A 13858-nucleotide genomic window follows, 5' to 3' on the forward strand; every position below is an offset into this window, starting at 1 on the left:
CATTAAAAGTATGACTAATATTCAATTCATTGCCAAGTCTGTTCAGGCGCCGGCAGTAAGTATTCAAAACACAGTAAAATTATTAGAGGAAGATTGTACGATTCCGTTTATTTCGCGTTATCGAAAAGATAGTACAGGAAATCTTGATGAAACTGTAATTGAGCTGATTGCAAAATTGCAAAAAGATTACGATACGCTTATAAAACGTAAAGAAGCAGTTCTTAAATCTATTGAAGAACAAAAAGCGCTTACGCCAGATTTGAAGAAAAAAATTGAAGAAAGTTTTGATTTACAGGAAATAGAAGATTTCTACCTTCCATACAAAAAGAAGAAAAAAACAAAAGCTGATGTTGCCCGTGAATTTGGTTTAGAACCTTTAGCAAAATTGATTATATCTGAAAGTGATGTTGATATTGATTTCCTTTCTACACAATATATAAATGATAATGTTATTAACGAAGAAGCGGCAATTCAAGGCGCGCGTGATATTGTAGCAGAATGGATTAATGAAAACATTTATGTTCGTAAACAGCTTCGTCGATTATATCAGCGAAAAGCAACTATCGCTACAAAAGTGGTAAAAAAGAAAGCAGAAGAAGAAGGCGCACAAAAATTCAGTCAATATTTTGATTGGGAAGAACCTTTGACAAAAGCGCCAGCACACCGTTTATTGGCAATGCTTCGTGCAGAAAATGAAGGTTTTATAAAAATGAAAATCGATGTTGATATCGATGATGCTTACGATGTTATTGATGAAATCATAATTAAAAAACAAAATAATACAACAGCTCATTTGCAGTTAGCAATTGAGGATAGTTACAAACGTTTATTGAATCCGGCGATTGGAAATGAAACTTTACAAGAAGCAAAAGCAAAAGCCGATGCGAATTCAATTCAGGTTTTTGCTAACAATTTAGGTCAGTTATTGCTTGCTCCGCCTTTGGGAGAAAAACGCATTCTGGCAATCGATCCAGGATTTAGAAGTGGTTGTAAAGTAGTTTGTCTGGATGAAAAAGGCGATTTATTATACAACGAAACGATTTATCCGCATGCACCTCAAAATGAGGAATCAATGGCGATCAAGAAAATCCGTTCGATGGTAAATGCGTATCAAATTGATGCGATTTCGATTGGAAACGGAACAGCTTCAAGAGAAACTGAATTTTTCATCAAAAAAATTGCGTTCGACAAACCGGTGCAGGTTTTTATTGTTTCTGAGGCTGGAGCTTCGGTTTATTCGGCATCAAAAATTGCGAGAGAAGAATTTCCAAATTATGATGTGACGGTTCGTGGTTCGGTTTCTATCGGGCGACGACTTTCAGATCCTTTGGCCGAATTGGTAAAAATTGATCCAAAAGCGATTGGAGTTGGACAATATCAGCATGATGTTGACCAAACGAAATTGAAAGAAGAATTGGATAGCACGGTAATTCGTTGTGTGAATTCAGTTGGAATTAACATCAACACAGCAAGTAAACATTTACTTAGTTATGTGAGTGGAATAGGAGAGAAGCTGGCCGAAAACATTGTACAATATCGTTCTGAAAACGGACCTTTTGAAGACAGAAAGCAGTTGAAAAAAGTGCCACGTTTGGGTGATAAAGCATATCAACAAGGCGCAGCGTTTATCAGAATTACAAATGCTAAAAATCCGTTGGATAATTCGGCGGTGCATCCTGAGGCGTATCCGGTTGTGGAGAAAATGGCGAAAGATTTGAAAATTTCGGTAAACGACTTAATTGCAAACAAAGAGAAAACAGCGCTTATTAAAGCCGAAAACTATATTACACCTGAAATTGGTTTACTAACATTAAAAGACATCATAAAAGAGCTTGAAAAGCCAGGTTTAGACCCAAGAAAGTCGGCTAAGGTTTTTGAATTTGATGCAAACGTAAAATCAATCAAAGACGTGAAAACCGGAATGATTCTGCCTGGAATCGTGAATAACATTACCAACTTTGGCTGTTTTGTTGATATTGGAATCAAAGAAAGTGGTTTGGTTCATATTTCGCAATTGAAAGCTGGTTTTGTAAGCGATGTAAACGAAGTCGTAAAATTACATCAACATGTTGATGTGAAAGTTACTGAGGTTGATGAAGATAGAAAGAGAATTCAATTGACGATGATACTTTAGAAAAACCCAATTTTTAAATTCCAAATTCCAATTGGAATGATAAACAAAAAAATCCCAGACTACAATTTGTAATCTGGGATTTTTAATACGTTTTAATTTCTTATTTTGTTTCTTCTTCTTTTTTAGAAGCAGCAGGTTGATCGTCTTTAGCAGCGTTTTTAAATTCCTTAATTCCACTTCCTAAACCTTTCATTAATTCTGGAATTTTTTTACCTCCAAAAAGTAATATCACAATACCTACGATAACAAGGATTTCTGTAAGACCTAATCTTCCCATGACTATTATATTTAATGCCGAAGCAAATTTATTTTTTATTTTAACCGCAAAGGTATATAGAATATACGAACAACAAGAGTTTTTGGATTAAAATATTTGTTTCTTACCGCGTTAAATATTTTATAAAATAATAAAATTACATTATTTGGCGTTTTTTCTTCACTACCATCAATACTATTAATTGCTATATTTGCTCATAATAATCATCCGAAATGACTAAGAAAAGATTTGATTTCAGAAAAAAATTATTCATTAAAAACCGATTGGTAATTTTGAATGAAAACACATTTGAAGAAATTTTTTCATTTAGGCTGACTTTAATGAATGTGTTTGTAACGTTTACTTTAGGAGGGATATTTTTAATTTTAGTAACCACTTTCATTATTGCGTTTACACCGTTGCGTGAGTTTATTCCAGGGTATTCTTCGACTGAATTAAAACGAAATGCAACTAAATTGGCGATAAAATCAGATTCTTTGGAAACTGCTTTGAAGAAAAATGAAGCCTATTTGCAAGGCGTTCAGAAAGTTTTGAGAGGCGAACTGGAATATGCGAAATTCAACAAAGATTCTATTTTGGCAGAAGTTGATGAACCTTCTGAAGTAAATATGAAAGCTTCTGAAGAAGAAATTAAATTGAGAGAAGATGTTGCCAAAACAGAGAAAGAATCGGGTGAAAACAAAACCAAGAAAAAGAAAAGCGACAAAAAATAATACCATATCAAATGTCAATTAAATCGATAGCAGCAAAAATTTTTGCGCGCAAAATATACTATCAAACTCAGGCTTGGTCAAATAAACCAGTTGCAATACAGTTTGAAGTTTTTAAAAGTTTGATTCAAAACGCCAAAGAAACTGAATTTGGAAAAGATCATGATTTTGGAAACATCAAAACAATTGAAGATTTTCAAAAGAATGTTCCAATTAGGGATTATGAAGACTTGAAAGCGTATATTGAAAAAGTAAAAATTGGCGAAGCAGACATTCTCTGGAAAGGAAAACCTATTTATTTTGCTAAAACTTCTGGAACAACTTCGGGCGCAAAATATATTCCGCTGACCAAAGAATCAATGCCTTATCATGTTGAAGCTGCGCGAAATGCGATTCTGCATTATATTCACGAAACCGGAAATGCCGATTTTGTTGATGGAAAAATGATCTTTCTACAAGGAAGCCCAATTTTGACCGAAAAACACGGAATTAAATTTGGAAGACTTTCTGGAATTGTAGCGCATTTTGTTCCAAAGTATTTGCAGAAAAACAGAATGCCATCCTGGGAAACCAATTGTATTGATGATTGGGAAACCAAAGTAAACGCCATAGTTGACGAAACAATCAAAGAAGATATGTCGGTGATTTCAGGAATTCCGTCTTGGGTACAAATGTATTTTGAGCGTTTACAGCAAAAAAGCGGTGGAAAAAAAATCAGCGAAATCTTCAAAAATTTTAATTTGTTCATTTACGGAGGTGTTAATTACGAGCCGTATCGTGCCAAATTTGAACAAATGATTGGCAAAAAAGTAGACAGTATTGAACTGTTTCCAGCTTCTGAAGGATTTTTTGCTTATCAGGATTCTCAGAAAGAAAAAGGAATGCTTTTGCTTTTGAATTCAGGAATTTTCTACGAATTTATTAAAGCCGATGAATTCTTTGCAGATCCCGATGGTTCGGGACCAAAAAGATATACAATTGGCGAAGTAGAATTGGGCGTAAATTATGCTTTAATTGTTTCGACAAATGCCGGACTTTGGGGTTATAATATTGGTGATACTGTTCAGTTTACGTCTTTGGCTCCTTATCGTGTCATAGTTTCAGGACGTATCAAACATTATATTTCGGCTTTTGGAGAACACGTTATTGCCAATGAAGTCGAAAATGCAATGAAAGAAGCAACAGCCGGAACTAATATAGTAATTAATGAATTTACAGTTGCGCCTCAAATTACGCCGTCAAGCGGATTGCCGTATCATGAATGGTTTGTAGAATTTGAAAATGAACCAGACAATATGCAGGCTTTCGCCGAAGCAATAGACGATTCAATGCGAAAGCAAAACATTTATTATGACGATTTGATTACCGGAAATGTTTTGCAGAAAGTAGTTGTAAGCAAAGTTTCAAAAAACGGATTTCAAGAATATATGAAATCGCAAGGGAAATTGGGCGGGCAGAATAAAATTCCGAGATTGTCCAATGATAGAAAGATTGCCGATAATTTAAAGTAGGAAAATATTTATATTTGTAAGTTAGTGCCTCTTTTTTAGTGAATAAAAAAGATAGAAGCATTTAGTTATTATGAATAAAGAAAAATTTCAAAATAAATATCGCATTTCTTCAATAAGAGCGCAATGGTGGGATTATGGTTGGAACGGAGCGTATTTTATAACAATTTGTACACAAGACAGAGAACATTATTTTGGAGAAATTCTAAATAATAGAATGATTTTGTCAGAGGTTGGAATTATTGCCGATCTATTGTGGCATCAAATTCCCATACATCATAAAAACGTTGAATTGGGTGATTTTGTGGTCATGCCAAATCATATTCATGGGATTTTGATTATTGATAAAAAATCGAATAATATTGATTTGGATTTCGTAAATGACGCCAATATTGTACAGACAGGGCATGTAGAGACAGGGCATGCCCTGTCTCTACAAAATCCTGGATCGCAACGGTTTCAAAATATTGGAAAAAACACCATTTCGTCAATTGTTGGATCCTATAAATCTGCGGTAACCAAACATGCCAACAGATTAGGATATCCACATCAATGGCAAAAATTATTTTACGACAATATCATTAGGAGCAATAATGACTATCAAAGAATTTCTGATTACATTGTTTCAAATCCAGAAAATTGGACAAAGGATAAATTTAAAACAGAAAATAAATCGAAATGATTTTTAAAAAATAATGTAGTAGATACAAGGTATGCCTTGTATTTGCTTAAATTTGATTTTACAAAATAAAAAAGCATGAAAGAAACCAAACATATATCAAGATCAAGAGCGCAGGAATCATCTGCGGCTATTGAAAAAATGTACATTACAATGCGCCATTTATTCAACCGTGGTTTTTATAAACCAATGGGAGTTTCTGGCGACAGTTTACGCGAATCATTATTAGCTTTACGCCCGGAAATTTATGGAAATATCGCCGAGGAAAAAGTAGAACTAAACGGACTTTTGTACGTTATAGAGCGTCTTCCAATAGGAATCGAACAATGCCGATTCATCAATTTAACTTCAGACGAAGGATATTCTAAATCGCATTTTCAGCCAATTGTTCCTCCAAAAAGAAGAAGAAATTGTTACCGAATCGACGAGGAACAAATGAATGTCGAAATCACGCGCGGACGTTCAGATATTTATGATATTCTGACGCATTTGACTTTTATTTTCATCGAATCGCACAAAATCAAAAACAGAGTTTTAATTGACGACGGCGGAGAAGTTTCGCGAGATTGGTTAAAATTAGAACAAGCCGTTACGCAGACCAAAAAGCTTTCGCAAATTGAAAAAGAAAAAGCAATTTCGCACGTTGCAAATATATTAGCCAGAACTTTTGAAGAAGTTTTGGATATCTACGACGCTTTCGGTTCCGAAAATGCGCCAGATCGTTTCTTGCATGTCATTTATTGGTTAGGAAAATTAGCGATTGAAGAAATAGTTGAAAATAACAAAAGAACAATTACGTTCAGTCCGGTTTTGCGTGAGCGTTTAGGACATCATATTCACGGAGAAATCTGGGCAACAAACATCAAGGAAGTTTTAAAAACAAACGATCTTTTAAAACGACCAATTCACGTTATTAGTGCAAACATGCACAGTGTGATGAATTCTATTTTTGCAACGCCGTTATTGACTTCAAAATACAAAGGGAAAAGTGATTTCCATATTTATGAAGAATTAAGTAGTTCGGGTTCAAAAGAAATTAGAGGTCAAGTTGAAGAATTGGCGTTAAAAAACGGAATGATTTCACTTCCAGATTGTTCGGGAACTAATATTGATGTTCAGATTTTTGATACAGCTAAAATAGACTGGTCAAAAACAGCATTTTCTAACGCAAATGTGGGCGAAGAAAAGCCGGTAATTATTGTAATGGATTATGCCTTTGGCGAGCAAGCATATGAAACAATCGACGAACTTTTAAAACCATTTAAAAAAGAAACGCTGCTGAATGTAAAATCAGTTTCGATTATGGGGAAAGCTGGAATTCTGGAAGGTGGAAAAGGCGATATTATGATTCCAACAGCACATATCAACGAAGGAACCGCGGATAATTATTTCTTCGAAAATGAATTAACAGGAGATATGTTCAGAGGAAATGATATTGCGGTTTATGAAGGCGCAATGGTAACCGTTCTTGGAACATCTTTGCAAAATAGGGATTTATTGAAGTTTTTCCACGAATCGACTTGGGGTGTAATTGGCCTTGAAATGGAAGGTTCATATTACCAAAAAGCAATTCAGTCGGCATCAAAAATTAGAAAAAGTGTGCCACACGATATTAAAGTTCGTTATGCGTATTATGCATCAGATAATCCATTGGAAACTGGAAGCACTTTAGCTTCGGGCGGATTGGGAACAACCGGTGTAAAACCAACTTATTTGATTACCATTAAAATTTTGGAACAAATTTTCAACGTAAAATAAAGCAATACATGAGTACAAACGTACCCCAAAATACAGATCAGGAAATAGATATTTTTCAGCTTTCAAAAAGCATTGGCGGTTTTTTTGACCGTGTAAACAGATCTATTTTTAGAGCGATTCAGTTTTTTATCCGAAACTGGATTGCGATTCTGATTTTGGCTGTACTTGGAATTGCGCTTGGATTTTATTTGGATTCAAATAAAAAGTCATTTCAAAATCAGGTAGTTGTAACGCCAAATTTTGAAAGCGTTGATTATTTGTATGCCAAAATCGATTTGATTCAGGCGAAAATTGTGGCCGGAGACGTTGATTTTTTACATCAAGTTTTTGGAAATTCAAGTCCAAATGCCATTAGAAGAATTGAAATTAAACCAGTTGCTGACGTTTATAAATTTATTGAAGACAAGGAACAAAATCTGGAATTGATTAAATTAATGGCTGAGGTTGGCGACGTAAAAAAGGTTTTGGAAGACAATGTAACGAGTAAAAACTATACTTTTCACACCATTACTTTTACGTCAAGTGGAGAAATCAGCGAAAAAGAAATCGTTGAGCCGTTATTAAAATTCTTGAATAATTCGGATTATTTTGATGCAGCGCAAAAAATTGGATACAAAAACCTAGAACGCGAAATTGCTCAAAATGATACTATTATTTCGCAGATCGATCAAGTTTTAAAAGGACTTTCGAGTACAGCAAAAAATGATAAATTGGTTTATTACAATGAAAATCTGCAACTGAATGACATTTTAAAAACCAAACAAAAACTGATTTTAGAACAAGGAAAAAACAAAATCAGATTAATTAGTTCTGACAAAACGATTAAAGAAATCAACTCGACGCTTAATATAAATGAAAACAAAGTTGTGAACGGAAATCTTAAAATCTGGTTCCCGCTTTTCTTCATTTTTGTTTTTGTTTTGATTAGTATGTTTGGAAAATTTTACCGCAAACAACTTGCTCTTTCAAAAGCAAATCAACTTTAAGTAATTGAAAGCCAGTTCTATTTTTGAAAGATTTTCAAAGAATCGCTTTTTAAGGCAAAGTTTCAGCACTTTATCTTTACGTGTTTTTGGTGCGTTGCTTTTGTTTGGATTTACCGTTTTCTTGACAAAAAACTATAGTCCAAAATTGGTCGGACAATACGATTTTGTGCGTTCTTTTTTGTTATCCATCGGGAGTATGTGTTTGCTTGGTTTTGATCAGTCGATTATCTATTTTAAAGGGAAATTGGCCAGTCAAAATGCGCTTGACGAATTAAAAAATATATACGCAAAAATGGTTCTAATGCTTTTTGGAACCTCATTGATTGTATTGCTTTTAATTGCCATTATTAGCAAAGAAACGATAAACAATTACTTTTCAGATCCAGCCGTATATTCAATTCTTTTAAAAGGAACTTTAGCATTGTTTTTCTCTGGATTATCGATTTTGAATACCGAAGTTTTCCGAGCATTGGATAAATTGTATGTAGCCGAATTGTTCCGAAATATCATTAAATATATCCCGCTGATTATTGGCTCGATTATTTTGTTTTATTGGCATAAAGAAGAATATTTGGTTGATGTTTTCTTGTTGGGATTTGTTTTTCTCGCGTTGCTGAGTTCGCTATTTGTTTTTGTTTATTTCCGAAAAATGGCTGTCTTAAAAACGACCGAAAGTTTTTCGCGTAAAGAAATATTTTTAAAATCATATCCAATTGCCATCAGCGCAATGGCTTTGTTTTTATTAATGTGTTTTGATATTATGTTTCTAAAGAAATACAGAAACGACGAAACTGTCGCTTTTTATTCGGTTGGAGTTAAGATTATGACGATTATTTCGATCATAATTGTGAGTATAAATATTACCGTTTCAGCTAAAATTGCGGAGTTTTTTGCGAGCCATAAAATTGTAGAGTTAACTGAAGTTTCAAGAAACAGCGCTCGTTTAATCTTCGGGATAACATTGCCGGTTATTGTACTAATCAGTTATTTTTCAAAATCTATTTTGTCAATTTTCGGACATCAATATGTTGTGGCACAGCAAGCTTTTTTAATTTTGATAATTGGTCAAGGAATTTGCTCGGCATTTGGTACCGCTTCCGTTTATTTGAATATGACCGGAAGACAGCATACTTTTCAGGTCATTTTAATGATTGCGGTTGTGATTAATTTCATTTTAAACCGATTTTTAATTCCGATTTACGGAATGACAGGTGGCGCAATTGCGTTTGTTGCAAGTTCTTTTTTCTGGAATCTTGCTTCGGCAATTGTCATTTATCGAAAAGATAAAATAAAAGTGTTTCTGCATTAAAAATTTGTGCTATGAACATTCAAAAAGAGACTTTGCTTTTCAGCATTATTATTCCGGTTTACAACGTTGAGGATTATGTATCGCAATGTTTGGATAGTATTTTGTGCCAAAGTTTTTCTGACTTTGAACTCATTTTAGTCAATGACGGATCAACGGATTCTTCGCTTAAAATCTGTGAGGAATACAAGCAAAAGTTTCCTCAGATAATCTTAATCAGCAAAGAAAACGGCGGATTGTCTGATGCCAGAAATACAGGTTTAAAAACAGCAAAAGGCGAGTATATAATTTTTACTGATAGTGATGATTATTGGCAAGGAAAACAAATTTTGGAAGATTTGAATCATTTAATTTCCAAAACAAATCCAGACATTATCATTCATGAAGAAAGCCGATTTTTTGCCGAAAATGATGTACACTGCAAATACAATCAGCGATTTATAAAAAATAAAATCGGGAAATTTGAAGATGAGGTTTTAAATCTGGTTTATCACGATTTGTACGTTGCTTCGGCTTGGGACAAAGTAATTAAAAGAGCAATTTTAATCGAAAATCAATTGTTTTTTCCTGTCGGAAGAAAATCGGAAGATGTTGAATGGTGCGGAAAATTGATGCATTATATCAAGACTTTCAGTATTTATTCCAAATCATTTTATGTGTACCGCCAGGCGCGTCAAGGTTCAATTACAACGACTACAAGTGCAAAACATATTGAAGATGTTTATGAAATGGTAAAAGATGGAATAAATTCGCCGAAAACAGAATCTGAAATATTAAATAAAGCATTAGAAAATTATTGGGCTTGCAATTATGTTGTAATTCTTAAAGATTTTTATGTTTTGTCATCTGAAACACAAAACCAGATTTGGCATGATTTAGTTTCTTGGAAATATCTTCTTAAAAAAGGACGAAACATAAAAGTAGACAAAGTGATGAAATTCTATAAATTTTTGTCCTTTAAAACATTGATTTTCTTTTTAAACGGTTACCGATTAAAAAGAAGCCTGAATAAAAAACGCAGAGCTTCAAAGTAAAGCACAAATAGAAATATGCAATTATTAATCAAAAAAAGTACCGCAGCATTTTTGCTGATTGCTGCAGCTAATTTAGTTGTGGCGTTTCTGGCTTTTTTTGTTTTGCCTCCCAAATTTTTCTACGATTCGGCAATTATAATTTATGATAAATACAACGAAATCGGCTATTTCGGGAGTTATCCATTGACGATTTTGTTCTATAAAATTATTGGTTTCAGGTATTTGCCTTTTCCCATAATTGCCTTAATCCAATATCCTGTATTAATCTATATTTTATACAAAATAGGAATTCCGAGTAATTTTGAAAAACTAAATATCAAGAATATTTTAGTTTATCTCGGCTTTTTTATGATTGCGATTTTCATTTCAATGCCTTCAAAAGAATTTATAACGTATTTGTTTATTGCTGTAATTGTTTTGTTTTGCCGAAATGAACGGTTTTCGTTCCAAAAAACCATTTTGATTACCGCATTGCTTTTAATTGTTTTTGGTGCTTTATATCGGCCTTATTTTGCTTTAATTCCGATTGTCGGTGGCGGAATGTATTTGGTAAGTTTCATTAATTTTAAAAACAAAACGGTAAGCACTATTTTCTACGGATTACTGATTGCTGTTTTTTTGTCTTTGACTTATGGTATTTTAAAAGGAAAATACTTTTCTGAAATCAGTCGAGAAATGGTAAATAGCACTCGTTTGGTTTCTGGTGATGCCAATTCGATGATTACTTCGCCAGTAAAAACAGATACTTGGTACGGAGAAATTGTTGGGATTTTTTATGGTTTTTTCACTGTTAATTTGCCATTAAATGGCTTAAAATATATTCTTTCGCCTCAAATTATCATTTTTGTTATTTGGCAGCTTTTGTTGTTTTATATTTTGTTGGTTCGTTTTTCTAAATGTTTAAAAGACAGAAAAAAGTATCGTTACGAGCTTTTGATCATGTTCATTTTGTTCTCGTTTTTTATTCTCCAAGGCGTTTTTGAACCCGATTTAGGCTCGGCGACCCGACATAAAATTGGGATTTTCCCTTTAATCTATTTTGCATTGTATTATGAGTATTTCCGAAAAGAACTTCAATAAAATATTTCACAGTTTTTTATGTGTGATTGCGGTTGCGATGATTTTCAGAAAACCGTGTTCATTGTTGATTATAATGTTTGCGGCGTTCAATTTGATTTTTTTCAAAAAACTGAAATTTTCAAAAAAACAGTTTCTTTTAATGGCGTGTATTGCTTCGCCAATTTTATTAGAATTGTTGTTTTTTTGGAACAACGATTCTTTTTCAAAAGGATTAAAAGCAATTGAAAAAAGTACATCATTGGTTATTTTTCCGCTTTTTATAATTGGAAATTATCAGCGTGTCAATTTTCTTAAAATCATTAAAACTTATGTAATTTCTACAACTGTATTGATATTTTTTTTTGTAATCAGGTTTATTATTGTTTATCCAGATTTTGTAGCGAAATATTTAAATCGGATTGATTTATGGGAAATGGGTTATCAATTTGCAGACAGTATTGGTATTCACGCACCGGCATTAAATATGCACTTGGCTTTTGTAACGGTTTGTGCGCTGTATTTTGTTTTTGAAAACTTTAGAAATCAGAAGAAAATCGGCTTTAAAATTACAAGTTTTGTTATTTTCTTGTTTTCATTTTTCTTTGTCCTTTTAGTAAATACTAGAATGGCGCTTATAAACACTTTAATTGGGTTTTTGATTGTTTTTTTCTACGAAATAAGATCAAAATTCAATTTAAAAAAGATTGTTTTAACTGGCTTTGTAATTGTTGTTTTATTGGGCGGAATTCTTTTTTTATTCGTTCAGAAGAACCCTTATATGAAAGAGAAATATTCGTCGGTAACTTTTGCTTATATGGATAAAGTTGGGAAATTAGACGAAATTGATCATCCAGAAATTAAGGTTTATAATTCGCTGGTAACAAGAGTTTCAATCTGGAAATCGGCTTGGGAATTGTCTGTGCAACATCTTCCTTTTGGAGTTGGAGCTTCAGATGGAAAACCTGAATTGTTTAAATATTATGCAGCAACAAATCAGAAGTTTTTGGCGAAATATGAATTTCCGGTGCACAATCAATTTTTAGATTTTTTACTGAAGTTTGGAATTCTTGGGCCTTTCGTCGTTTTGCTTTATATTTTTACGATTGGTTATTTAGGTTATGATTTAAAAAACGGAATGATTCTTTCGTTTTTTATAATTTTCTTCACTTCAAATCTGGTAGATGATTTTTTACTCCGCTTTGACGGAATTGCCTTCAGCGCATTATGGTCGTCAATTTTTGCCAGTTATTGGTTGCAACAAAAACTTACTCTTGATAAAGTGCCAGAAGCTGTTTAAAATTCTGATTTTTATCGAATAATTCTCTGCATCTATCCAAAGCATTTTGACCAAATTGCGATCTTGTTTCTTCGTCTTTTAAAGTTTCGAAAAATTGATCTAATTCGGAAATATCAGTAAAAAGAAAACCTGTTTTTCCGTGTAAAACAGCATCTTTATTGCCAATAATATTCGTCGCAATAATTGGTTTTTGCAGTGCCATTGCTTCAAGAACAGCAATTGGTAAACCTTCCCAAAGCGAAACTTGCATATAAATATCAACATTGTTCAATTCTCTTAAAACCGTTTTTCGGTCTAAAATCCAGCCTGTAATTCTAATGTTTGGAGCCGTAATTAAATGCCTTAATTCGCCGTCACCAATCCATACAAAATTAAAATCCGGAAATTTTAAAGCGATTTGATTGAACATTTCTGGATTTCTGGCCGCGGTAATTCTGGCCATAATTCCAATAGTCAATTTTTCGTTTTGATGCGGGGCATAATGTTCTTGAACATTTTCAATATCAATTCCGTTTCGCACTAATTTTGCTGGACCAATTTTTTTTGCAATTTCTTGCTCCGTATCACCACAAGCAACAATTGTTCCGCCAAAAAAGCACTGAAAATTCTTTTCAATCTGCCAATAAATATTTCTAGCAGTTTTTGAAATATCAGTTCTTAAAAACGAATATCCGTGAGGCGTATAAAAGAGTTTCTTTTTTTTGAATAAGAAAAAATAAGCCACACGACCTAAAACTCCAGCTTTTGAAGAATGGAGATGAATAATATCAGGATTGATTTTTTTCAGTTCTTTGGCTAAGTTGTACGCCGACTTTAAATCTTGAAAAGGAGAAAGTTCCCGAACCATATTTACCTGGATCAGTTTAACGCCATCTGAAAACTCAGATTTTATTTTTTGAGAATCAATTTCTTTTCGATTGCCACTATAGATAATAGTGGTTTCTATGCTTTTGTTTATTTCGTCATCTCCAAAGAAAGTCGATAAATCTCTAAAATAGGTATAAACGCCGCCACCGAGCGCTTCAATTACATGTACAACTTTCAAAATAGTGGTTTTATTTGTGGGTAAAAATAGAGAAATGAGTTTAATAATTATCTGAAATCATAAAA

The 13858-nt window shown here is 33.2% G+C and carries 12 protein-coding genes; 10 read left to right on the forward strand and 2 right to left on the reverse strand.

From position 1 onward, the window contains the following. The first annotated feature begins 10 nt into the window (after positions 1-10). A complete protein-coding gene (locus tag RB619_RS04770) occupies positions 11-2134 on the forward strand; it encodes a Tex family protein (protein WP_308094831.1) in 2124 nt (707 codons plus the stop codon). A gap of 100 nt (positions 2135-2234) precedes the next feature. Here RB619_RS04770 and RB619_RS04775 read toward each other — a convergent pair whose 3' ends face one another. Then, the gene (locus RB619_RS04775; RefSeq protein WP_035646675.1) at positions 2235-2411 is read right to left on the reverse strand and encodes a twin-arginine translocase TatA/TatE family subunit; all 177 of its coding nucleotides are present in this window, start codon (positions 2409-2411) and stop codon (positions 2235-2237) included. A 212-nt stretch (positions 2412-2623) separates the two neighbouring features. On the opposite strand from RB619_RS04775, the gene RB619_RS04780 reads away from it, so the two are divergent. The 9 genes from RB619_RS04780 to RB619_RS04820 all read left to right on the forward strand — a co-directional run bounded on the left by RB619_RS04780 (position 2624) and on the right by RB619_RS04820 (position 12748). Beyond that, positions 2624-3124, forward strand: a complete 501-nt coding sequence (locus RB619_RS04780) for a peptidase (protein WP_308094834.1) — start codon at positions 2624-2626, stop codon at positions 3122-3124. An 11-nt stretch (positions 3125-3135) separates the two neighbouring features. Continuing rightward, positions 3136-4632, forward strand: a complete 1497-nt coding sequence (locus RB619_RS04785; protein ID WP_308094836.1) for a GH3 auxin-responsive promoter family protein — start codon at positions 3136-3138, stop codon at positions 4630-4632. 70 nt (positions 4633-4702) lie between these two features. After that, positions 4703-5311, forward strand: coding sequence for a transposase (locus tag RB619_RS04790; RefSeq protein WP_308094838.1), 609 nt, complete (start codon positions 4703-4705; stop codon positions 5309-5311). 75 nt (positions 5312-5386) lie between these two features. Beyond that, entirely contained in the window at positions 5387-7066 is a 1680-nt protein-coding gene (locus RB619_RS04795) for a hypothetical protein (protein ID WP_308094840.1), read from the forward strand. Positions 7067-7074: 8 nt separating this feature from the next. Then, positions 7075-8052 carry a hypothetical protein gene (locus RB619_RS04800; RefSeq protein ID WP_308094842.1) on the forward strand — a complete coding sequence of 326 codons (978 nt, stop codon included), beginning with the start codon at positions 7075-7077 and terminating at the stop codon, positions 8050-8052. Between the two features lie 4 nt (positions 8053-8056). Then, positions 8057-9361 (forward strand): MATE family efflux transporter, encoded by a 1305-nt coding sequence (locus RB619_RS04805; RefSeq protein ID WP_308094844.1) that lies wholly within the window; start codon positions 8057-8059, stop codon positions 9359-9361. An 11-nt stretch (positions 9362-9372) separates the two neighbouring features. Further along, on the forward strand, positions 9373-10392 hold the full coding sequence (locus RB619_RS04810; protein WP_308094848.1) for a glycosyltransferase family A protein: 1020 nt from the start codon (positions 9373-9375) through the stop codon (positions 10390-10392). Positions 10393-10407: 15 nt separating this feature from the next. Continuing rightward, a complete protein-coding gene (locus tag RB619_RS04815; RefSeq protein WP_308094850.1) occupies positions 10408-11472 on the forward strand; it encodes a hypothetical protein in 1065 nt (354 codons plus the stop codon). A gap of 139 nt (positions 11473-11611) precedes the next feature. Further along, complete coding sequence (locus RB619_RS04820; protein ID WP_308094852.1) at positions 11612-12748, forward strand: O-antigen ligase family protein; 1137 nt, start codon at positions 11612-11614, stop codon at positions 12746-12748. Here RB619_RS04820 and RB619_RS04825 read toward each other — a convergent pair. After that, the gene (locus RB619_RS04825) at positions 12717-13793 is read right to left on the reverse strand and encodes a glycosyltransferase (RefSeq protein WP_308094854.1); all 1077 of its coding nucleotides are present in this window, start codon (positions 13791-13793) and stop codon (positions 12717-12719) included. The genes RB619_RS04820 and RB619_RS04825 overlap by 32 nt on opposite strands. Between the last annotated feature and the right edge of the window lie 65 nt (positions 13794-13858).

This window comes from Flavobacterium sp. LHD-80, from assembly GCF_030929605.1.
Taxonomy (GTDB): domain Bacteria; phylum Bacteroidota; class Bacteroidia; order Flavobacteriales; family Flavobacteriaceae; genus Flavobacterium.